Origin of the sequence: Variovorax paradoxus (assembly GCF_029919115.1) — a bacterium.
Taxonomy (GTDB): Bacteria; Pseudomonadota; Gammaproteobacteria; order Burkholderiales; family Burkholderiaceae_C; genus Variovorax; species Variovorax paradoxus_O.
The window spans coordinates 3,575,755-3,596,980 of sequence record NZ_CP123990.1; the positions used below are offsets into that span (position 1 = coordinate 3,575,755).

At 66.4% G+C, this 21,226-nt stretch carries 16 protein-coding genes; 9 read left to right on the top strand and 7 right to left on the bottom strand.

Features of this window, described 5'->3' with window-relative positions; all coding sequences use genetic code 11:
- Nucleotides 1–19: 19 nt before the first annotated feature.
- The 5 genes from QHG62_RS17315 (at nucleotide 20) to QHG62_RS17335 (ending at nucleotide 4,501) form a co-directional block, all read left to right on the top strand.
- Nucleotides 20–1,711, top strand: coding sequence for a WS/DGAT/MGAT family O-acyltransferase (locus tag QHG62_RS17315; RefSeq protein ID WP_281146786.1), 1,692 nt, complete (start codon nucleotides 20–22; stop codon nucleotides 1,709–1,711).
- 136 nt (nucleotides 1,712–1,847) lie between these two features.
- Nucleotides 1,848–2,402: a hypothetical protein gene (locus QHG62_RS17320; protein ID WP_126748321.1), complete on the top strand. Its 555-nt coding sequence runs from the start codon at nucleotides 1,848–1,850 to the stop codon at nucleotides 2,400–2,402.
- 23 nt (nucleotides 2,403–2,425) lie between these two features.
- A complete protein-coding gene (locus QHG62_RS17325) occupies nucleotides 2,426–2,959 on the top strand; it encodes a phasin family protein (RefSeq protein WP_281146787.1) in 534 nt (177 codons plus the stop codon).
- 40 nt (nucleotides 2,960–2,999) lie between these two features.
- The gene (locus tag QHG62_RS17330) at nucleotides 3,000–3,635 is read left to right on the top strand and encodes a TetR/AcrR family transcriptional regulator (RefSeq protein ID WP_258502574.1); all 636 of its coding nucleotides are present in this window, start codon (nucleotides 3,000–3,002) and stop codon (nucleotides 3,633–3,635) included.
- 92 nt (nucleotides 3,636–3,727) lie between these two features.
- Entirely contained in the window at nucleotides 3,728–4,501 is a 774-nt protein-coding gene (locus QHG62_RS17335; protein ID WP_281146788.1) for an esterase/lipase family protein, read from the top strand.
- 15 nt (nucleotides 4,502–4,516) lie between these two features.
- Here QHG62_RS17335 and QHG62_RS17340 read toward each other — a convergent pair whose 3' ends face one another.
- The 3 genes from QHG62_RS17340 to QHG62_RS17350 form a co-directional block, all read right to left on the bottom strand.
- The gene (locus QHG62_RS17340) at nucleotides 4,517–7,738 is read right to left on the bottom strand and encodes a bifunctional cytochrome P450/NADPH--P450 reductase (protein WP_281146789.1); all 3,222 of its coding nucleotides are present in this window, start codon (nucleotides 7,736–7,738) and stop codon (nucleotides 4,517–4,519) included.
- Nucleotides 7,739–8,169: 431 nt separating this feature from the next.
- Complete coding sequence (locus QHG62_RS17345) at nucleotides 8,170–9,417, bottom strand: branched-chain amino acid ABC transporter substrate-binding protein (RefSeq protein ID WP_281146790.1); 1,248 nt, start codon at nucleotides 9,415–9,417, stop codon at nucleotides 8,170–8,172.
- Nucleotides 9,418–9,483: 66 nt separating this feature from the next.
- A complete protein-coding gene (locus QHG62_RS17350) occupies nucleotides 9,484–10,188 on the bottom strand; it encodes a TetR/AcrR family transcriptional regulator (protein ID WP_281146791.1) in 705 nt (234 codons plus the stop codon).
- 113 nt (nucleotides 10,189–10,301) lie between these two features.
- Between QHG62_RS17350 and QHG62_RS17355 the strand changes: the two genes are divergently transcribed.
- The 4 genes from QHG62_RS17355 to QHG62_RS17370 all read left to right on the top strand — a co-directional run bounded on the left by QHG62_RS17355 (nucleotide 10,302) and on the right by QHG62_RS17370 (nucleotide 17,124).
- Nucleotides 10,302–11,915 (top strand): AMP-binding protein, encoded by a 1,614-nt coding sequence (locus QHG62_RS17355; protein ID WP_281151690.1) that lies wholly within the window; start codon nucleotides 10,302–10,304, stop codon nucleotides 11,913–11,915.
- Between the two features lie 11 nt (nucleotides 11,916–11,926).
- Complete coding sequence (locus QHG62_RS17360) at nucleotides 11,927–15,232, top strand: acetyl-CoA carboxylase family protein (RefSeq protein WP_281146792.1); 3,306 nt, start codon at nucleotides 11,927–11,929, stop codon at nucleotides 15,230–15,232.
- Between the two features lie 122 nt (nucleotides 15,233–15,354).
- Nucleotides 15,355–16,626 (top strand): GDSL-type esterase/lipase family protein, encoded by a 1,272-nt coding sequence (locus tag QHG62_RS17365; RefSeq protein ID WP_281146793.1) that lies wholly within the window; start codon nucleotides 15,355–15,357, stop codon nucleotides 16,624–16,626.
- A 120-nt stretch (nucleotides 16,627–16,746) separates the two neighbouring features.
- The gene (locus QHG62_RS17370) at nucleotides 16,747–17,124 is read left to right on the top strand and encodes a hypothetical protein (RefSeq protein ID WP_281146794.1); all 378 of its coding nucleotides are present in this window, start codon (nucleotides 16,747–16,749) and stop codon (nucleotides 17,122–17,124) included.
- A 40-nt stretch (nucleotides 17,125–17,164) separates the two neighbouring features.
- Here the strand turns inward: QHG62_RS17370 and QHG62_RS17375 are convergent, their stop codons facing one another.
- The 4 genes from QHG62_RS17375 to QHG62_RS17390 all read right to left on the bottom strand — a co-directional run bounded on the left by QHG62_RS17375 (nucleotide 17,165) and on the right by QHG62_RS17390 (nucleotide 21,113).
- Nucleotides 17,165–18,439, bottom strand: coding sequence for a S1 family peptidase (locus QHG62_RS17375; RefSeq protein WP_281146795.1), 1,275 nt, complete (start codon nucleotides 18,437–18,439; stop codon nucleotides 17,165–17,167).
- A complete protein-coding gene (locus tag QHG62_RS17380; protein ID WP_281146796.1) occupies nucleotides 18,436–19,140 on the bottom strand; it encodes a DUF2846 domain-containing protein in 705 nt (234 codons plus the stop codon). Before QHG62_RS17380 ends, QHG62_RS17375 begins: the two co-directional genes overlap by 4 nt.
- Before the next feature lie 84 nt (nucleotides 19,141–19,224).
- A complete protein-coding gene (purU, locus tag QHG62_RS17385) occupies nucleotides 19,225–20,070 on the bottom strand; it encodes a formyltetrahydrofolate deformylase (protein ID WP_281146797.1) in 846 nt (281 codons plus the stop codon).
- Between the two features lie 47 nt (nucleotides 20,071–20,117).
- Complete coding sequence (locus QHG62_RS17390; protein ID WP_281146798.1) at nucleotides 20,118–21,113, bottom strand: LuxR C-terminal-related transcriptional regulator; 996 nt, start codon at nucleotides 21,111–21,113, stop codon at nucleotides 20,118–20,120.
- Nucleotides 21,114–21,226 lie beyond the last annotated feature (113 nt).

Genomic DNA, 21,226 nt, shown 5'->3' on the forward strand with positions numbered 1-21,226 from the left:
ACACAAGGAGACATGTCACATGAAACACCTGAGCGGTCTTGATGCCACCTTCCTGCACCTGGAAACCCCCGAGATGCCGATGCACGTGGGCTCGCTCAACGTGCTCGATTTGCCCAAAGGCTACAAGGGCGACTTCTACGAAGACGCCAAGCAGTTCATGGCCAGCCGCATCCACCTGGCCGACGTGTTCACGCGCAAGCTCGCGCTCATGCCCTTCGACATGACCAACCCGGTATGGGTGGAAGACGACGACATCGACCTCGACTACCACGTGCGCCACATCACGCTGCCCAAGCCCGGCACCAACCGGCAACTGCAGCAATACGTGGCGCGGCTGCATTCCACGCTCATCGACCGCAGCCGCCCGATGTGGGAGTTCTTCATCATCGACGGGCTCAAGAGCGGCCAGGTGGCGCTGTACACCAAGGTGCACCATGCGGGCATCGACGGGCAGGCCGGCGTGGCGCTCGGCAAGGCCATCTTCGACCTGGAGGCGACGGGGCGCGTGGTGAAGCCGCCGCGCGCACGCCCACGCAGCAGCGGCTACCAGCTTGGCATGGCCGAGCTCGCGACCGCGGCGCTGCGCAACACGGCGCAGCAGTACGTCAAGCTCTTCAAGATGGCGCCGGCCATTGCGCGGGCGCTCGGCGGCCTGGCCAAGCCCGACGAAAAGGCGGCCGAGAAAGACGCCGCCACCGCGCCGAAGAAGTTCAACCTCTTTGCGCCGCGCACCTCGCTGAACGTGTCGATCACCAACCAGCGCACGTTTGCAGGCCGCACCATCTCGCTGGCCGAGACCAAGCACATTGCCAAGCACTTCGGCGTGTCGCTCAACGACGTGGTCATGGCCACGGTGGCCGGCGCGCTGCGCCACTACCTGGCCGACAACAACGAGCTGCCCGCCAAGCCGCTGGTGGCCGGCGTGCCCGTGAGCCTGCGCGAAGCGGGCGACGACACGGCCAACAACCAGGCCAGCATGATCCTGGTGAGCCTGGCCACCGACATTACCGACCCGGTGCAGCGGCTGAAGGCCATCAACGCGTCGTCGAATGCATCGAAGTCGACGATGAACCGTTTCAAGGCCATGATCCTGGACGACTTTCCGACCTTTGCTGCGCCCTGGCTGGTGTCGGGCATCGCGTCGATGGTCGGCCGCTCGGGGCTTGTGAACCTGCTGCCGCCGGCGGCCAACGTGGCCATTTCGAACGTGGCGGGCGCGCCGTTCCCCATGTACTTTGCGGGCGCACTGGTCACCAGCTACTACCCGGTGTCCATCGCGAGCCACGGCACGGCGCTGAACGTGACGGTGCAGAGCTACAACGGGCGCATGGACTACGGCCTCATTGCCTGCCGCCGGGCGGTGCCGGACATCACCGAGATCGGCGACTACATGCTGGCCGAGCACAAGCTGCTGATGGACCTGACGCAGACGCATCCGGCGGCTGCGGGTGCGGCGCCCGCGAAGGCTGCGGCCGCTCCTGAGCCGGCACCTGTCGTGAAGGCTGCGGCCAAGCCCGCAGCAAAGGCTGCCCCGAAAGCCGTGCCGAAGCCCGCTGCAAAGAAGGTGGCAGCGAAGAAGCCGGCGGCGGTAAAGACAACGGCCGCCAAGGCCCCCGCCAGGAAGGCGCCAATCAAGACGGTCCCGGGCAAGGCCGCGCCCCGCAAGCCCGCGGCGCCGGTCAAGCGCGCCAGAACGGCGGCTGCGGCATGATTCGCAGGCTCGCAGCGAGAAAATTGGGGCAGTTGGACTAGTTTTCCGACCGTTCTAGTTTTCCAGGCCTAGGCACTCCGGAAGAAGATCAACCCATCGCGAATCCCGCGAACCGTTCAACTTCCAGGAAATCGACATGACCACGCAAGCTTCTTTCTCTTCCGCCGCCATCCACGTCATCGGTCAGTACAACGACGCCGGCAAGACCCTGGTGGGTGCCTACCGCGCCGGCGTGCATCGCCTGCTCGGCGGCGCTGCTTCGCGCTACAGCGAATTCCTGGGCAGCCGCCAGATTCCGCTGGTGAGCGAGCAGGTCAAGGCCAACCTGATCGGCGCGCAAGAAAAGATCAACGGCTTCCTGGCCAACCGCCTGGACATCGATACCGGCCGCATCGTCTCGGTGATGGACCGCGTCGCTGCTGGCACCACGAGCGGCATCGAAGCCGTGGCCGGCCGCGTGGCAGGCGTCGAGTCGCCCGTGGTCACCTCGGTGGTCAAGACCTTCAACGCGCTGAACCAGCCGATCGCCAATGTGTCGGTGCAAATCGCCGACAAGGTTGCGGCCGGTGCCAAGCAGATCGAAGTGCGCGTGAGCGGCACCGAAGAAGCCAAGCCCGTGCGTACCGTGAAGGCCAAGGCGGCAGCCGCCAAGAAGCCGGTTCGCCGCACCGCCGCCCGCAAGGCGGCCTGACCCGATCCTGGAGCAAACAACGCATGGCGACCCGACCCCGTTCGACCGATTCGGCTGAGGATCTGAAGAAGAGGAGGGCGGCGCCTGCGAAGAAAGCCCCCGCGGCCAAAAAGGCGCCCGCAGCGAGGAAAACGGCTGCGGCAGCCAAGAAAAAATCTGCTGCTGTCACACCCAAGGCGCTGCCGGCCCAAAAGGCCGGCGGCGCCGAGGGCCTGCTTCGCGCGGGCCTGAAGGCGCTCGGCAATGTGCGCGACGACGTCGCCATGCGCCAGGCCAACGTGATCGAAGGCTTGCTCGGCATCGGCCAAGGCAAGTTCGACGCAACGGCCGGTGCCGCCAAGGCGCCGCTCACGCGCGGCTTTCCGAGCCTCGACAGTTTCGGCCTTCGCAAGTTCGAAGACGTGTTCGACCAGCGCGTGGCCACCGCCCTGGAGCGGCTCGGCATGCCCAGCGCGCAAGAGGTGCAGGCGTTGCGTGCAGAAGTGGCCAGGCTGCGCGAACGCCTTGCCGAGCTCGAACCCAAGAACCCCAGCCCGCGCGGCAGCGGCAAGCGCTGAGCCCCGGCCCAGCGAATACCGACGCACGCACCAGCCGGTTGTGGCCAGTTCCAACACCACGCGCGATCGCATCCTGCAGGCCAGCCTTGCGCTGTTCAATGCGGAAGGCCTTGCGGCGGTGTCCACCCACAAGATTGCGGCCGAGCTCGGCATGAGCCCGGGCAACCTGCACTACCACTTCAAGGCCAAGCAGCTGATCGTCGAGTGGCTGTTCAGGCGCTTCGAGCAGCGGCTCGAAGTGCTCAACGGCTCTTCGGATTCGATTGCCGCCATCGACGACCTCTGGCTTGCGCTGCATTTGCGCTTCGAGGCCATCGATGAGTACCGCTTCATCTACCGCGACATGGCTTTCCTGGCCGGCGAATACCCCGCGCTAGGCCAACGTGCGCAGGCGCTCACCGCGCAGAACCTGCTCGCGGCCCAGGCGCTGTGCGAAGGCCTGGTGGCCTCGGGCGTCATCCAGACCAGTGCGGAGCAGGCGCGCATATTGGCGTTGCAGATGGTTTTCACCACCACCTGCTGGCTCTCGTTCGAGCGCCTGGTGCCGGGGCGCGATGCGCTCGCGCAGGCCGACCCGGGACTGGCGGCTTTTTATACGCTCACCCTGATTTCCCCGTATGTTTCCAGCGAATCGAGGGCTTACCTTGATTACCTGCGGGGCAAATACCTCGGATAAACATCGCAGTTGTCCGACGAGGCGGTGAAACTTTGGTTCGCCATGCTCGTCCCACACAACAGCGAAACAGAAAGCATAGGAATTCCGCCCTCATGACCACCGCCACCCGAGACCACATTGCGCCACCATCGGGCCTGCTGATGCTGGCCGAAGCACGCGCACTCTGGGAAACAGGTGCCGGCGTGGCGATGTGGCCGCTGCTGCAGCTCACGCCGCGCGGCGACGGGCACCCGGTGATCGTGTTGCCGGGGCTCGTGGCGGGCGACGGCTCCACGCTGCTGCTGCGCCGCTACCTGCGCAGCCGCGGCTACGACGCACACGGCTGGGGCCTGGGCCGCAACTTCGGTCCGCGCGAAGGCGTGGAAGACGGCATGCTGGCGCTGCTCAAGTCGCTGAATGAAAAGAGCGGCCAGAAGGTCAGCGTGATCGGCTGGAGCCTTGGCGGCATCTATGCGCGGCTTCTCGCATCCGCACAGCCAGATCTGGTCCGCAACGTCATCACCCTGGGCAGCCCGTTTTCCGGCAGCCCGCGCGCCACCAACGCCTGGCGGGTGTACGAAGGCGTAAGCGGCCAGAGCTCACACGACCCGCGCCGCATGAAGTTCGTGCAGCCGACGCCGCCGGTGCCCACGACCTCGATCTTCAGCCGCACCGACGGTGTCGTCGCTTGGCGCTGCAGCCTCGAGAAACCCGGACCCAAGGCGGAGAACATCGAGGTGGTGGCAAGCCACCTGGGGCTGGGCGGCCACCCCGCCGTGCTCTATGCGGTGGCCGACCGCCTGGCGCAGCCAGAGGGCAAGTGGAAGCCCTTCAACCGCGGCCTGCTCGGGCCGCTGGTCTATCCCGATCCAGACCGCGAGGTCTGAGCTGAGCCGCACGGGCTAGGCCCCCGCCCAGACGTCCAGCACGTAGCGCTGGTCGGCAATCATCTTGTCCATCCAGGCATTGCTGTCGTGCCCGTGTTCGCGGGCCAGGTCGCTCAAGGTGCGCCGCACGTCGGGCTCCATGCGCGAGCCGTCGCCGCACACGTAGATCACCGCGCCTGCTTCGAGCAGCTTCCACACGGCCGCGCCCTGCTCGCGGATGAGGTCTTGCACATACACCTTGCGTTCACCCGAGCGCGAGAAGGCCGTGTGCAGCTTCATCAGCCCGCGGTGCGACCAGGCCTTGAGTTCTTCCGCGTAGATGAAATCCTGCTCCGGGTGCCGGCAGCCGAAGAACAGCATTGCATCGCCCAGCGCTTCGCCCCGCTCGACCCGCGCCGCGCGCTCTTGCAGAAAGCCGCGGAACGGCGCAAGGCCGGTACCTGGGCCGATCATGATGAGCGGGCGCTGCGCATCCTCGGGCAGGCGAAAGCCTTCGGCCGTGGTTTCGCGGATCACGCCGTGCACCGTGTCGCCCGCTTCCGCGCGCGCCAGGTAGTTGGAGCACACGCCCTCGAAGGTGCCGTTGCCCGAAAGCGCCGGTGCGCTCACCACGCCCACCGTGACACTGCATCGCCCCGGCGTCATCGAGGGCGACGAAGAAATCGAGTAGTAGCGCGGCGAGAGCGGCGACAGCATTTCAAGGAACACCGCGAACGGCACCTGGCAGGCGCGGTGCTCCTCGAGCAGGTCGAGCAGCGACTTGCGCTTGTGCAGCACCTCGGCCCTGTAGGTGGCCTGCGAGGCCTCGTCGCTGCCGGAGAGCGCCATGAGCCTGGGCTTGGTGAACGGGCACTCGGTGTAGGCGGCGAGCGTTGCAATCTGCTTGCGCGTGGCCACGTCCTGCAGCTCGACGTAGTCGCCCAGCAGGCGGTCTACGGCCACCACCTGGTCGACCGGCAGCGCCGCCTTGCGGCCGGCCGCGGCATGCAGCCGCACATGCGCGGAGCGGTCGAACCCGAAGCGCGCCATCGCGCGCTCCACCTGCGCGGGGCTGTTGCGCGGCACCACGCTCAGGTGATCGCCGGGCACGTAGTCGACGCCTTCGGGCAGCATCAGCTCGACATGGCGCGTGGATCGGCTGCTCCCCGCATCGCCGCCGGGGCTTTGCAGTTCGCGGTTTTCCGCCACGCGCAGCGGCACGGCGCCGAGCGCATCGACCAGTGCGTTCTTCTGCGGCGGCGGCAGTTCTTCCAACGTGTAGAGCGGCTCGGCCTCGGCGGGTGTGTCCGCCCCGGCCTGGATGCCGAAGGTCTTCACCAGCTCGGGCCAGAGCGCGTCGCTCCAGTCCTGGAACGCGCCATCCATGTCTTCGCGCGCATCGCCTTCGCCGCGCGGATGCACGCGCGTGGCGCCCAGCGCCCCGAGCCGCTCGTCGATGCGGCGCGGCACCGCCTGGTAGGTGGCGGCCCAATCGGTATTGCCGCAGCCGAACACGCTGAAGCGCACGCCGTTGAGCGAGTCGTCGGCCTTGTCGAGCCAGCGATGGAACTCGGCCGCGTTGTCGGGCGCCACGCCGTTGTAAGAAGCGCAGACGATCGCCACCGCGCCGTTCGCGGGCAGCCGCTCGGCATAGTCGTCGAGCGAAGCCACTTGCGTGGAGAAGCCGCGCAGCTCGCCGGCCTCGGCCAGCTGGCGCGCCAGGTCTTCGGCCGTGCCCAGGTTGGAGCCCTGCAGCACCAGCAGGGATGTGCCGTGGCGCGCGGCCTGCGGCTTGCGTGCCGCGGGCTTGACCGGCGCATCCGGCGCGGCGGCGGTGGTCTCGCCGTTGCCACGCGGGCGCGAGGCGGGGTCGCGCAGCAGCGCCTTGATCTTGAAGCCTTCGGGCTTGATCGTCAGCGCTTCCTTGATCTTGAGCTTGTAGCCCGTGTGATCGACCAGGTTGAAGCGCTGCAGGATCATGCCCAGCGTAAGCACCGCCTCTTGCAGCGCAAACTGCCGCCCGATGCAGGCGCGCTGCCCGTTGCCGAAGGGCTTGAAGGCGTTGACCGGCCGCTCGCGCTCGGCTTCGCGGCTGAAGTTGTCGGGGTTGAACTGGTCGGCGTTCTCGCCCCAGATGCCCTTGTCGCGATGCAGCGCGAGCGCATGCATGATGACCATGTTGTTCTTCTTGATCGTGTACTGGCCGCCAATCGTGGTGTCTTCCTTCGCGCGCATCGAGATTGCCGGCGCGGTCGGGTACAGGCGCAGCGACTCCTTCAGCACCTGCAGCACGTAGGTCAGCCGGTTCACCTGCGCATAGGTGGGCTTCTGCGAGGTGTCGCCGCCCAGCACGCTGTCGACCTCGGCCTGCGCCTTGGCCATGGCCTCGGGGTTGTTGAGCAGAAAGTAGATCGCAAACGAGAGCAGGCCGCTGGTGGTCTCATGCCCCGCGATAAGAAACTCGATGCACTCGTCGCGGATCATCTTGTCGGTGAGCTGCTCCCCGCTCTTCTTGTCCACGCCCGCGATCATGTAGCTCAAGAGATCGGGCTTGGTGGCAATATCGGCACCGCTCGCGCGCCGCTCCTCGATGATGTCTTCCACCATCTTGTGCATGTAGCGGATGTCCTTGCGCTGCTGCGCCAGCTCCTTCTTCAGCATGAGCTCCTCGAGCGGCAGGCCGCGGCGGTTCTGCACCGTTTCGAGCGTGCGCACCATCGCATCGACGAAGGGATGAAAACCTTCGCGATAGAACGAATTGAAGCGGTAGCCAAAGCCGCACAGGCCAATGGTGTCGAGCGTGAGCGCCGTCATGTCGCGCACCACGTCCACCTCTTCGTCAAAATTCAGGCGCTCCCATTTGGTGACCAGCTGGCTCGCGATGTCCAGCATCATCGGGTGGTAGGCCTGCATTGCGCGCTGGCTGAAGTTGGCCAACAGGATGTTGTGCGGCTTGGACCAGGTTTCTTCGTGCGTATCGGAGGTAAACAGCCCGTGTGAAGCGGCCCGCAACCGGCGCAGCGCGCCCCGCGTGCTCTTGTCGAAGCGCGCTTCTTCGCACAGCTCGTCGACCAGCGCGGGCGACGACACCACGATCACCGGCATGCCCGGCATGTCGAGCCAGTAGATTCCGCCAAGCTCCTGCGCAATGCGCCACATGTCCAGCACGGGCGAATCAGATCCGATCGACAGCAGGTTGCCTACGAAAGGCTTCTTTGCCGGATGCGGTATCGGATGGAGCGAGTTCTTGCCTGCCATGGGTTTGCGCCTTTGGAGTGCACCCGCTTCGGGATGTCCGGGGTGTGACTCCACGGAGTATCTCGACGGCATGGGGACAAGGCAGACGGGGTTTCCCTTAGGCTTGGTCGGTGCTTGGGGCGCCGCTTGTTCAGGGCGGCGCACCCGCCGACGGGGTACCTTTCTCCGCGAATGTCCCCCGCCCTTCGGGCTCCTCCTTTATTTCGCTGCGCAAGGCACCCCGCCAGCGGGTGCGTTGGGCGGAGCCGTGGTTGATCAGCGGAACACCAGCAGCGTGCCCCGGTGCACAGGGCATCGGGTGCTCCCCGCAGCGAAATAAAGGAGGAGGGGCGCAGCCCCGGGGGACATGGAGGGGCGCAGCCCCGGGGGACATTCGCGGAGGGGAGTACCCGGTGGCCTTTGCACCCGCCCTGAAAAAGCTCAACGAACCGTCAGGGCCGAACCATCTTGCACTCAGTCCCCTGAGCCAGTTCGTTCCCCGTATACACAGCATCCGTCCGGAACCCGTAGTTGGTTCCTTCCCAGCCCACCTTCACGCTCTTGCCATCCACAGGCGCAATGGTGTTCACCACTTGCGGCAGCAGCAATTGATGGTCCTCGCCGCGCATGCGCACAGGCCCCACCACAGAATCGAAGCTCAGGTCCTCGAGCGCACGCGCCACCTTCACCGTGTCCGTGCTGCCGGCCTTGTTGATGGCCGCAGCCAGGAGGCGCGGCGTGAAGTCGATGCGCGGCGCGAGAAAGTCCTTGCCCGTCTTCGCCTTGTAGGCCTTCGCGAGTGCATCGGCGCGCGGCGTATCGGCTTGGCCCGGATGCCATTCGGCCACCCACGTCAGCTGCCCCAGCTTGGCTTGCGACACCGCCAACACCGTTCCCGGCACCGAGCCCGCGCTGTGGTTGAAATAGCGCAGGTCGTAGCCCGCGTCTCCCGCGGCCTTGAGCAGCAACGTCATATCTTGCCCCCAGTTGCCGGTAATCACCGAATCGGCACCGCTCTGCTTGATGTTCGCGACATACGGCGAGAAGTCTTTCACCCGGCCGATCGGATGCAGCGTTTCGCCGACAAACTGCACATCGGGCCGTGCAAGCCCTACCAGCTGCCGCCCGTAGCTTGCCCATTGCTTGCCGTGCGCATATTCCTGGTTCAGCAGGTACACCTTCCTCACGTCGGGCGTTTTCTTGATGTAGTTGGCCAGCGCCTTCATCTTCATCGCCGTGTTCGCCTCCGTCTGAAAGTGCCAGAAGCTGCACGTCTTGCCCGTCATCTCGGGGTCGATCGACGAATGGTTCAGCACGATCAGCTCCTTGCCCGGATTGCGCTGGTTCCACCGCGTCACCGACTGGACGAGCGCCGCCACCACCGACGAGCCCGACCCGCCAGTGACGATGGCCCTGGCACCCTGGTCGATGGCTGCCTGCAATGCGCTCTGGCTTTCTTGTGCCGAGAGCTTGCTGTCGAATTGAAGCAACTGCAGCTTGGTACCGCCGAGCACGCCGCCCTTGGCGTTGATTTCTTCGATGGCGTATTGCGTGTGCGTGAGCATGAGCTCGCCCACGTTTGCGAACGGCCCCGAGAGCGGATCGATGTACGCGATCTTGTAGGTTTGCTGCTGGGCCTGTGCCGTACCCGCAAGGGCCAGCAGCACCGCGAGGGCGATGGGGGCGTGCCTGGATTTCATGTCAGTGTGTCTCCGATGTTGTTTGAAAAGAAACTTCCGCGGAGGGCGCCGTGCGCGCCTTTCGCATCAATGCGGTTCGTTGGCGCGAAGGCCGATCACGCGGCTTGCAAGCTTCGTGAGTTCGGCGACCACTTCGTCGGCCGAAAGGCGGCCGTCGGACCGGTACCAGCTGTAGAGGAAACCCGGCAGGCTGCAGGCGGCCAGCGCGGTGATCTTGGTTTCGGTGAAGTCCAGGTCGCCATCGCGTCTCGCTTCTTCGAGCAGCGGGCACAGCAGGTCGTAGAAGTGGTGCGCGAGCTTCTTTTGCGCGGCGATGTATTCGGGCCGGTACACCTGCGGCTCGCGGTACGCAAAAAAAGCGCAGGGGTGGTGCGAAACGGTCGCGCGAATCAGCCGCTCGATGCCTTCGATCACTTTTTCGCTCGCTCGGCGCGGATCGTCCGCGGCAAAGTCGAGCGCGGTGAAGCAGTCGACCGCGGGGCGCCAGGAAAGCGTCTCGAAGATCTCCTGCTTGTCGCGGAAGTAGTAGTACACGAATGGCTTGGTCACACCCAGTGCGCGAACGATCTGCGCCATGGTGGTGTTGGCATAGCCCTGTGCCGCAAAGAGCTGCGCGGCCGCCTGCAAGATGCGCTCGCGCTGCAGGTCGGTGCCCTGCGTGGCGGCGCGTTGGCGGCCCGTGCCCTGGGGCAGATGCGGCTGTGCCGTGGTGGATGCCGAAGCATCGGCATCGCCAGAGGGTTTGTGCCGTGTCGCCGAAGTTATACCCATGGGTAGGATTGTTGGTGCACCATGCACTCATTGGCAAGCGCCGGCCCCGCGCAGGCGGCTATCGATAACCCTGAGAAAGTGACGCCATGGAGACAACCGCAACGGCTCGCGGGTTGAGCGAGCTTCCACCCCGTCCGCAGCAACCGCTGCACGAGTACCTGCGCGCCCATGCGCGCGAGCGCGGCGACAGCGCGGCATGCATCTGGTACGGCCATGCCATGACATGGGCGCAGCTCGATCTTGCGAGCGATGCCTTTGCGGCCCGACTGCAAACCATCGGCGTGAAGAAGGGAGAGCCGGTGGTGCTCTTTCTCAACAACTGCCCGCAGTACCTGGTGGCGCACTTCGGCATCCAGAAGATCGGTGCCATCGTCTGCCCCAGCGGACCGCTCAACAAGGAGCACGAGCTGGCCTATCAGGTCAACGACCTCAAGGCGCGCGCGATCGTCGTGGCCGCGCCGCTCTTGCCGGTGGTGCGCAAGGTGCAGCCCGAGAGTGCACTCGAGCACGTGTTCGTGGTGCACTACGCCGACCTGCTGCCCGCCGAGCCCGCGCTCGACCTGCCTGCCGAACTGCTGGCAGAACGCAATTCGGTTCGCAGCGTGCCCGAAGGGTGCGAAGACTTTCTCTCCGTGATGCAAAGCGGTGCCGCACCGCAGCCCGTGAGCATCGGCCTGGACGACGTGGCGCTCATGACCTACACCTCGGGCACCACCGGCTTGCCGAAGGGCGCAATGCTCACCTACGGCAACGCGCTCTTCAAGACGCGCGCCGCGGCCGATTGCAATGGCGTGACTGGCGACGACGTGCTGCTTTCCATTGCACCGCTCTATCACATCGCCGGCATGCTGATGGGCGTGAACGTGCCGGTGCTCAGCGGCGCTGCATCGGTGCTGCTGCATCGCTTCGACCCGCGCGCTGCATTGCAAGCCATTGCACAGCACAAGGTGAGCTGGTGGTACAGCATCGCACCGATGAACGTGGCCTGCATGCAGGTGCCCGACATCGCGAGCTTCGATCTCTCGAGCCTGAAGCGAAATCCGGTTACCAGCTTCGGCATTACCTTTACCGAGCCGCTGGCCGCGCAATGGCGCTCGCATGCGCCCCATTGCGTATCGTTCGAGGCCGCCTACGGCCTGAGCGAAACCCACACCTGCGACACCTACACGCCGCACCATGCGCCCCGCTGGGGCACGCAGGGCATTGCGGTGCCGGGCGTGACCATTCGCATCGTCGACCCCGACACGCAAGCCGACGTCCCCACAGGCGAGGTCGGCGAGATCGTGCTGACCAGCCCCGGCTGCTTCAAGGGCTACTGGAACAAGCCCGAGGCCACCGCGGCCACGCTGCGCGGCAAATGGGTGCACACCGGCGACATGGGCAAGCTCGACGCGGACGGGTATCTCACCTTCATCGGCCGCTTCAAGGAAATGATCAAGGTCTCGGGCTACAGCGTGTTCCCTGAAGAGGTCGAGACCATTCTCATCAAGCATCCCGCCGTGGCGCAGGCCGCGGTCATTGCGCAGCCCGACCCGGAGAAGGGCGAAGTGGTGAAGGCATTCATCGTGCGCAAGCCCGGTGCCGCGCTCGAAGCCGACGCGCTCATTGCCTGGTCGCGCGACAACATGGCGAGCTACAAGGCGCCGCGCGCCGTGAGCTTCATCGACGCGTTGCCGACCACGGGCGCGGGCAAGGTGCTTCGGCGCCTGCTGAAAGACAAAGCCTGAAAGGTTCTCTCTTGTTCACCAAGATCCTGATTGCCAACCGCGGCGAGATTGCCGTGCGCCTGGTGCGCGCACTGCGTGACCTGGGCATTGCCAGCGTGGCGGTGCATGCGCGCGACGATGCATCGGCGCTGCACGTGCAGTTGGCCGATGCGGCCGTCGCGCTCGACGCAACCGGCCCGTCTGCGTACCTCGACATCGGTGGGCTGGTCGCCGTCGCGCGCGCGCAGGGCTGCGATGCGGTGCACCCCGGCTACGGCTTCTTGAGCGAGCGTGCCGACTTCGCTCAGGCTTGCGCGGCCGCGGGCCTGACGTTTATTGGGCCGACGCCCGAACAGCTTGCGCTGTTCGGCGACAAGGCCCGCGCACGCGCGCTCGCCGCGCAATGCGACGTGCCCGTGATGCCAGGGAGCACCGGCACGGTAACGCTCGCACAGGCGCAGGCTTTCTTTGCCGAGCAGCAGGCGCAAGGCGCGGGCGTGATGATCAAGGCCATCGGTGGCGGCGGCGGGCGCGGCATGCGCGCCGTGCTCCATGCCGGAGAATTGCCTGAAGCGCATGCACGCTGCACATCCGAGGCCAAGGCCGCATTCGGCGTGGAGGGCGTGTACGTGGAGCGCCTGATGCGCAATGCGCGCCACATCGAGGTGCAGGTGCTGGGCGACGGCCATGCGGTGGCAAGCCTCGGCGAGCGGGAGTGCACCTTGCAGCGGCGCTTCCAGAAGCTGGTGGAAATTGCACCCAGCCCTTCGCTTCCGGATTCGCTTCGGGCGCAGATCACGCATGCGGCGCTTCGCATGGCCAAGGCCGTCGGCTATCGCAGCCTGGGCACTTTCGAATTTCTGGTCGATACCGAATCGGCCACGCTGCCCTTCGTTTTCATCGAGGCCAACCCACGCCTGCAGGTCGAGCACACGGTGACCGAGGCCGTGAGCGGGCTCGACCTGGTGCAGCTGCAGATTGCGGTGGCCGCGGGCCAGCCGCTGAACGCGCTGGGCATCGATGCGGACCGCACTGCGCCGCAGCGCGGCTTTGCAGTGCAATGGCGCATCAACGCGGAAACGCTCGATGCGCACGGCAATGCGCGGCCATCCGGCGGCACGCTTGCGCGCTTCGATCTGCCGGCGGGGCCGGGCGTGCGCATCGACACGCATGGCTACGCAGGCCTTGCGCCTTCGCCGCACTACGACACGCTGCTTGCCAAGCTGATCGTGCACTCGCCGTCGCCGCACTTCGCCGACGCATTGCGCCGCTCGCTTCGCGCGCTGGACGAATGCCATATCGACGGCATCGCGACCAATCTCTCATTGCTGCGCGCCATTGCGGCGCGGCCCGAGTTCGCGAGCCAGGCAGTGCACACGCGCTTCGTCGAAGCGCATCTTGGCGACCTGCTCGCATCGGCAGTCGCGTTCGAGAAGAAGAGCCCCAGAAAAACCGCACCAACTTCCGAAGTCGGGAACGCGGCACCTGCAAGTTCTTCGGATGACGAAGACGGCCTCACGGTCAAGGCGCCCATGCCCGCGAAGCTGGTGCAGTTCGAGGTGGCGTTGGGCGATGTGCTTCCCGCCGGTGCGCAGCTTGGTGTGCTCGAAGCGATGAAGATGGAGCACCTGCTGCATGCGCCCGCCGCCGGCAGGGTGATCGCGTTGCTGGCCGAACCGGGTGACTACCTGGTCGAGGGACAGTCGCTGGTGCGGCTGGAGCCCGTCGATGCGCAGGCGGTCGAACCCGAGGCACACGGCGGGCACGACCTCGATGCGATCCGCCCCGATCTGCAGAAGGTGATCGACCGGCATGCCTACACACTCGACGCCAACCGCGAGGCCGCCGTGGCCAAGCGGCACGCGCAAGGCGGGCGCACCGCGCGCGAGAACATTGCCGACCTGTGCGACACCGCGTCCGATCCGGGCAACTTCATCGAATACGGCGCGCTTGCCATTGCCGCGCAAACGCGGCGGCGCACGCTCGAAGACCTGATTGCCAACACGCCGGCAGACGGCATGGTGACGGGCCTTGGCAGCATCAACGCAAAGCTGTTCGGCCCCGAGAAGTCGCGTTGCGCCGTGCTGGCCTACGACTACACGGTGCTGGCCGGCACGCAAGGCATGCGCAACCACCACAAGACCGACCGGCTGCTGGCAGTGGCGCACCAGCTGAAGCTGCCGGTGGTGCTGTTTGCCGAAGGCGGCGGCGGACGGCCCGGCGATACAGACATGCCCATTGTTGCGGGCCTCAACAACCACACCTTCAGCCAGTTTGCGGCGCTCTCGGGCAAGGTGCCGGTGGTGGGCATCGTGCACGGCCGCTGCTTCGCGGGCAATGCGGCGCTTTTGGGTTGCGCGGACGTGATCATTGCCACCAAGGCAAGCAACATCGGCATGAGCGGCCCCGCGATGATCGAGGGCGGCGGGCTCGGCAGCTTTGCGCCGGAACAGATCGGCCCGAGCAGCGTGCAGTCGCGCAACGGCGTGATCGACATCCTCGTGGAAGACGAAGCGGCTGCGGTGGCTGCGGCCAGGCAATACCTCTCGTACTTCCAGGGCCCGGTGGCAGAGTGGCATTGCGCCGACCCGCGCGCGCTGCGCCACGTGGTGCCCGAGAACCGGCTGCGCGTGTACGACGTGCGCTCGGCAATGCGCGGCGTGGCCGACACGGGCTCGCTGCTGGAGCTGCGCGCCGGCTTTGGCGCGGGCATTGTCACTGCGCTGGCGCGCATCGAGGGCAAGCCGGTGGGGCTGATGGCCAACAACCCGCACCACCTCGGCGGCGCCATCGATGTGGAGGCGGCCGACAAGTCCGCGCGCTTCATGCAGCTGTGCAACGCGCACGGGCTGCCGATCGTCTCGCTGTGCGACACGCCCGGCTTCATGGTTGGGCCGGAGATCGAGGCGCAGGCGCAGGTGCGGCACGTGTGCCGCATGTTCATGGTGGCCTCGCACCTGCGCGTGCCTTTCTTTGCCGTCGTGCTGCGCAAGGGCTATGGCCTGGGTGCGCAGGCCATGACGGCCGGCGGCTTCGATGCCCCGGTGTTCACCGTGGCCTGGCCCTCGGGCGAGTTCGGCGCCATGGGGCTCGAAGGCGCAGTGCGGCTGGGCTACCGCAAGGAGTTGGCCGCCGAGCCCGAAGGTGCCGCGCGCGATGCGCTGTTCAAGAGGCTCGTTGCGCAGCAGTACGCGAACGGCGAGGCGATTCACATGGCGCAAACATTGGAGATCGACGCGGTGATCGATCCCGCTGAAACGCGCACCTGGCTGGTGCGTGGACTTGCATCGGCCGGCCGGTCGGTCGAAGCTGCCTTGCCCTATGTAGACACTTGGTAACGATGCACTAGACCTCGTCACACGAGAGGGCAAGGAGGCTCCGTAAACTGAGCCGCTTTGCGCGCATGAATCTGGGTTCCCGTTGGCTTTCCGTTCTTTGCCAAAGTGTGTTGCGGCACGGAGTGGCCGTCGTCGCCGTCTTGCTGCTGGCCGGCGCCGTGGCCGTTCAGGCTGTTCAGCCGGGTGATCGGCCCAAGCAATCGGTGGAGGCGCATTGGGTGGCCAGCTGGGCTGTGGCGCCAGTGGATTTTCGTGAGCTGAGCGCCAATCCGCTGGCGAAGTCTGCGGCCCCGAGGCCCGGCGGCGATCTGTTCCGCGGGCAGACGCTGCGCCAGCAGTTCGAGACTGCGCTGAGCGGCGAGCGCATTCGCATCCGCTTTTCAAACAGGTTCGGCAAGACACCGCTGCGCATTGCGGCCGCAAGCGTGGGGCACAGCACCGGCGCGGGCGCGATTTCTCCGGCAACGCTGCGCATGCTGCGCTTTGGCGGCCGGGACAACGTGGTCGTTGCACCGGGCGCTGACGTATGGAGCGACGGCGCCGACCTGAAAGTCGAGGCCGGGCAGGCGGTGGCGGTGAGTGCCTTCTTCGATCGCCCCGTGCCCTATGCCACCGTTCACACGCAGGTGTCCGACACGAGCTGGGTCATCGGCGGCAACGCTGTTGGCACGCCCAAGCTGCAGGGCGCCACGCCGCTGCCGCTCAACCACATCGTCACCGGCCTCGACGTGCTGACCACGCAACCGATTCGCGTGGTGGTCGCGTTCGGAGATTCCATTACCGCCGGCGGCGGCGAGGCGGGCGAGGGCGCCTATCCCGATATTCTTGCTACCCGCTTGCGCAACAGCCCCGCGGCGGCGCAGCCCTTGTCGGTGATCAACACGGGCATTGGCGGCAACCGCCTGTTGACCGACGGCATTGGTCCCAGCGGCCTTTCACGTTTTGCGCGGGATGCGCTGGGGCAGACCGGCGTCACGCATGTCGTCGTGCTGCTGGGCACCAACGACATCGGCCGCAGCGTGCTGGTCGGCATGGCGCGGCTGCCCACGCCCGAGCACGAGGTGCCGACCGCGGAGCGCATCACCGAAGGCCTTCAGCAGTTGATAAAGCAGGCCCGTGCAAAAGGCGTGAAGGTTCTGATCGGCACCGTGCCTCCGTTCAAGAACACACCCTATTGGACCGAAGCTTCCGAGGCGATGCGCGGCGAGGTCAATCGCTGGATCCGCAGCCGCCAGGACGTCGACGCGGTGATCGATTTCGACGCCGTGCTGCGCAACCCGGCCGATCCCCTGGCACTGAACCCGCTGTACGACAACGGCGACCACCTGCACCCCAACAAGGCAGGCCATGCCGCCATGGCCGCTGCCGTGGATCTTCGCGAGTTGCAAGAGTAAGCGCTAACAAAAGCACTACTTCTTGCGATACACGTTTACACAAACTCCGGTGTAGGGCTTACAGGCGGTTCACATGGCCGCGGCAGCATGAAGGCTCCAACAACTCATGAGGGCCAACCCATGAAAAAACTCGCAATTACCCTTTCGATCGGCGCCGCTTCGCTGCTCTCCGCGGGAGGCGCGCTGATGGTGCCGACAGCAGCCCATGCGCAGCCTGGTGTATACGTCGAGGTGCCGCCTCCGCCGCCGCGCTCGGAGCGCGTGCCGCCGCCGCGCCGTGGCTATGTGTGGGCCCCGGGGCACTACGAATGGCGAGGTGGACGCCATGTGTGGGTCCGCGGCTCGTACGTGCGTGCGCGGCCGGGCTATGCCTACCGTCCGCCGGAATGGCGTGAACGCGATGGCCGCTGGGAATACCGCCGCGGCCAGTGGGACCGTGACGGCGACGGCGTGCCGAACCGCCATGACCGTCGTCCGAACAATCCCAATCGCAGTTGATTGAGGTAGGCGCGGCGGCGGGCCGCGTGGGCCGGCGCTCCTAGCGCAGGCTTACCAGTTCGAGGGCTTCGTTGACCTGGAACGCCCCGCCGCCCGCGCCGCCGCGTGTCTTCGCCTCGAAACGGATGACGCGTCCGAGTTCCCGGGAAAACCACACCTCGGCCTGGTAGCGGCCATACTGATTGCCTACCACCGCCCCCGCATTCGCGAAGCGCTGCGTGTATCCGCGGTACTCGATTCGCACCACCTTGTATTCTTGCCCGCCCGCCGTGAGGGTGGTGTCTTCCATTACTGCGGCCGACAGATCCATGTTGATGCGCGTCCCGCTCCGCGTGGAGTCGTAGCGCGTTCTCCATGCGGCTTCTTCCGTAAGGTTCTCCTTGGCCCATCCGCCCGGCGGCATGGCCGTGTCGAACTCGCCGGCGATGGCAGTGGTCAAGCCAACCACTTCGCCGCCCGGCTTCTCGACCCATCCGCCGTTGTTGAAGCTGATGCGGTCGTCTGTCGGGGGATCGGCCCGGTAGACCACCTTTCGGTAGACATTGGTGAGGCGGTCGTGCAACTGGTATTCGACGACGGTGGGGCGAACCTGATTCGAACCCCCGCCCGTTGAACCCGCTGCAGAAATCGTTGCGGGCTGCGTGCCCAGGCGCTCGATGGCCAGTTGCCCGCGCGTGGGCAGTTCCGCAATCCAGGTTGCCGGCATCGCGAGGTTCGCCGAAGCCGAGCCGGCACGCCCCGCGCCCGCCAGGCCCACCAGCCGGCCTTGCGCATCGAAGATCCCGGCTCCGGCCAGGCCTGCCTCCGGTGCCGCAGCGAGCTGCAGGGCTTCGATTTGGCCGGCGTCGTTGCGCCGCACGCCGGCGAGCATGCCGATGCCGAGCGTCAGTTCCTTGCCTCGCGGCGATCCGACGATGTAGAGCGGCATCCCGACCTGCAGCGAACTTGCGGGTGCGGTAACGAGCGGCGGTGCCGCGAAGTTCGCGATCCGCAGCTGGCACATGTCGCGTGCGACGTCCGGAAACACCAGCGTTGCGCCATAGCTCACGTTGTCTCGTTTCAGCGCCACCGTGCTGGCCTTGGCAAGCAGCTGGCAGCTCGTGACGGCGGTGCCCGGGCCGGTGGCGACCGCGCTGCCGGAGGCGAGCACCCTGCCTTGTGCATCGATGGCTTGCACCACCCATACGTTCGGCGACACCCGGGTGAAGAGCGCATCGGGTGCAAGAGCGGAGCTTCGCGCATCTTGCGCGGATGCGGCGGTGGCGGTCAGCGCGGTTGCAAGGGCCAGCGTGAAAGGCAGGAGCAGGTGTTTCATCGGTTGGCCTGCAAGAGCAGCCGCAGATCGTTGATCGAGGTCTTGGCAAAAGGCGTGGCGTCAGACGCGGCGGGCACCGCGGACGTGGGCGCCGGAGCCGGCGGCTGCGCAGCTGCGGCAGCCGGGCCTTGCGCATCGGGTGCGACTGGTACAGGCACGAGCGACGGTCTTGCAACCGGCGTTGCCGTGGCCACCGCGGAGGCCGCCGCAGTTGCCGGCGGGGCATTCGCCATCGAAGCCCCTTGGGCCGCCTTGGCCGCAAGCGGCAACTTTCCGCCATAAGCCAGCGACGGCAGCGCCTTGCGGCCTTCCGGTTCCGCCACGCGTTCGAACGCCGGACGGCCGACCAGCAGGCCCATGCTGATGCTCATCTCGATGTAGGCCGTCTGCCGGGGACGCAGCGCGATGTCGATGCTGCCTTCTGCCTCGGTGCGGGCCGTGGCCCGGTACGAACCAGCGGGCCGATCGACGAAGAAGAAGCTGCTGGGCTGCGACTTGCCGACGATCTGCCCGTTGAGCAAGACCTCCGGCTGGATCGCCGCGCCGAGGATCGAGTTGCGGTAGAAATAGATTCGCCCCTCGTTCTCGCCCAGCGAGGGGAGGCTTTGCTCCATTTCCGAATGCCGCGGTCCGGAGGCGGAACACCCGAACAGGCCGGCCGCCAGTACGGCCAGCAGAAAACCACCGATCCAACGTCGCATTGCGCCTTCTCCTCGTTTTGGCGCTGGATGCTACACCCGCTTACACGCGTGGCGTTGGGAGCCGGCGGCACCGGCCGATGTCAATCAGCGAAAAACGACGGTGCGGTGCCCGTTCAGCAGCACGCGGTGTTCGCTGTGCCATTTCACCGCACGGGCGAGCACCTGGCTTTCGGTGTCGCGGCCGCGGGCCGTGAGGTCTTCGACGGTGTCGGTGTGGTCGGCGCGCGCCACGTCCTGCTCGATGATCGGGCCTTCGTCGAGGTCTGCCGTCACGTAGTGGGCGGTGGCGCCGATCAGCTTCACGCCGCGGTCGTGCGCCTGGTAGTAGGGCTTGGCACCCTTGAAACTCGGCAGGAACGAATGGTGGATGTTGATCGCGCGTCCGGCCAGGCTGGTGCACAGGTCGTTGCTCAGGATTTGCATGTAGCGCGCGAGAACCACCAGTTCGGCGCCCTCCGCCTCGATGATTTCCAACTGCTTTGCTTCGCCCTGCGCCTTGGTGGCGGCCGTCACGGGAATGTGATGGAACGGCACGTTGTAGCTGGCGGCCAGTTGGTAGAAGTCGCGGTGGTTCGAGATGATGGCGCGCACGTCGATGGCGAGCAGCCCGCTTTTCCAGCGGAACAGCAGGTCGTTCAGGCAGTGGCCTTCCTTGCTGACCAGGATCACGGTCTTCATTGGCTGGGCTGCGGCGTGCAGCTGCAGGTTCATGCCAAAGCCGGCGCCAAAGGTGGCGAGCTGTTCGCGCAGCGCCGCCTCGGTGTGGTCGCTGCAGGCAAAGCGCACGCGCATGAAGAACAGGCCCGTGCCGTGGTCGTTGTACTGGGCGGCTTCCTCGATGTTGCCGCCGCGCTCGAGCAGAAAGCCCGAAACGGCATGCACGATGCCCACGCGGTCAGGGCAGGAAAGGGTCAGGATGTATGCACTCATGAGGCCCGATTGTCGCAGTGCGCGCCGCGGCCCGGCGCCGGCCGCGTTCAAAGCCCCAGGGCGCTGCGCAGTGCGCTGCGGCTCGTGACGCCGAGCTTCGAATAGGTTTCACGCAAGTGCACGCGCACGGTGGCGGGCGACACGGACAGGCGGGTGGCAATGTCCTTGCCCGAATAGCCGGCGCAGTAGAGGCGGCTTATTTCGGTTTGCCGCGGCGTGAGCATCGCGCCGGTGCCTGGCGCATTGCGGCGCAGCGCCACGCGCAGCCCGCCATGTGCGGGTGTGACTTCGCACTGCCATCCGGCCGCATGCAGCTTGCGGATTGCGCCGCGCTCACCCTCCAGCCATGACTTGGGCAGGCGCGGTTCCGACACCTTCGCGATTGCGGCGAGCCGCGGCCACGCGCGGCAGAAGTCGCCGTTGGGAAAGAGGATCCAGCCTTCGTTGTCGGTCACGGCCAGCGGCTGGTCTCCGCTGCCGGTGTCTTCGAGGCCCTGGTGCGCACCGGCGTAGAGGCGGTTGATGAGCAGGGCCTCGCCGATGCCGGGCGCAAGCGCAGTGAGCGCGTCGACCTCGGCTGTGCCGTAGCGCGGCGATGCGGGCCCGCGGTTCAGGTAGCAATGCGCGAAGGTCTCGCTGCCTTCGAACGGAATGGACACGCCCAGCTGATGGTGAATGCCGTAGCGCGCCTGGAAGCTGCGCCATGACGGATGGCTCTGCTTCCAGCGGGGGTCGTCGTCGTTGACGCACACCGCCCGCAGGGGCTGTGCGTGCATGGCGGGGGTGGTGAAGTCGAGCTCGGCGCCGCCGATGGCATACCAGTCGGCGCTCATTCCAGACAGGTCGTAGCCGACGCCGACCGAGGCCACGAAGCTGCGCGGATGCCAGATGTTGATGGCGCCGTGGTCGGCGCCCATCAGCGCAACGAGCCGTTCGAGCAGTTTCTGCGGAAAGCGCTCGCAGGCGGTAGTGCGCGCAAGGCGCAGCAGGCCCAGCGCCGCGGAGTCCGGATCGGTGAGTGAGAACGTGGACTTGGGCGTCATCGAACAGCTTGCCGAATCGCGAGGCGGCGGAGGCTACCACAACCCATGGTAGGCGGCGGGGGCGGGCGCGAAGGACGATTCGGGCTTCGGACGGGCGGCATTCACACACACAA

Bases quoted from the DNA above. Each gene is read 5' to 3' on its own strand.
- QHG62_RS17315 (WP_281146786.1), top strand. From the start codon at position 20: ATGAAACACCTGAGCGGTCTTGATGCCACCTTCCTGCACCTGGAAACC.
- QHG62_RS17320 (WP_126748321.1), top strand. From the start codon at position 1,848: ATGACCACGCAAGCTTCTTTCTCTTCCGCCGCCATCCACGTCATCGGT.
- QHG62_RS17325 (WP_281146787.1), top strand. From the start codon at position 2,426: ATGGCGACCCGACCCCGTTCGACCGATTCGGCTGAGGATCTGAAGAAG.
- QHG62_RS17335 (WP_281146788.1), top strand. From the start codon at position 3,728: ATGACCACCGCCACCCGAGACCACATTGCGCCACCATCGGGCCTGCTG.
- QHG62_RS17340 (WP_281146789.1), bottom strand. From the start codon at position 7,738: ATGGCAGGCAAGAACTCGCTCCATCCGATACCGCATCCGGCAAAGAAG.
- QHG62_RS17345 (WP_281146790.1), bottom strand. From the start codon at position 9,417: ATGAAATCCAGGCACGCCCCCATCGCCCTCGCGGTGCTGCTGGCCCTT.
- QHG62_RS17350 (WP_281146791.1), bottom strand. From the start codon at position 10,188: ATGGGTATAACTTCGGCGACACGGCACAAACCCTCTGGCGATGCCGAT.
- QHG62_RS17370 (WP_281146794.1), top strand. From the start codon at position 16,747: ATGAAAAAACTCGCAATTACCCTTTCGATCGGCGCCGCTTCGCTGCTC.
- QHG62_RS17375 (WP_281146795.1), bottom strand. From the start codon at position 18,439: ATGAAACACCTGCTCCTGCCTTTCACGCTGGCCCTTGCAACCGCGCTG.
- QHG62_RS17380 (WP_281146796.1), bottom strand. From the start codon at position 19,140: ATGCGACGTTGGATCGGTGGTTTTCTGCTGGCCGTACTGGCGGCCGGC.
- purU (WP_281146797.1), bottom strand. From the start codon at position 20,070: ATGAGTGCATACATCCTGACCCTTTCCTGCCCTGACCGCGTGGGCATC.
- QHG62_RS17390 (WP_281146798.1), bottom strand. From the start codon at position 21,113: ATGACGCCCAAGTCCACGTTCTCACTCACCGATCCGGACTCCGCGGCG.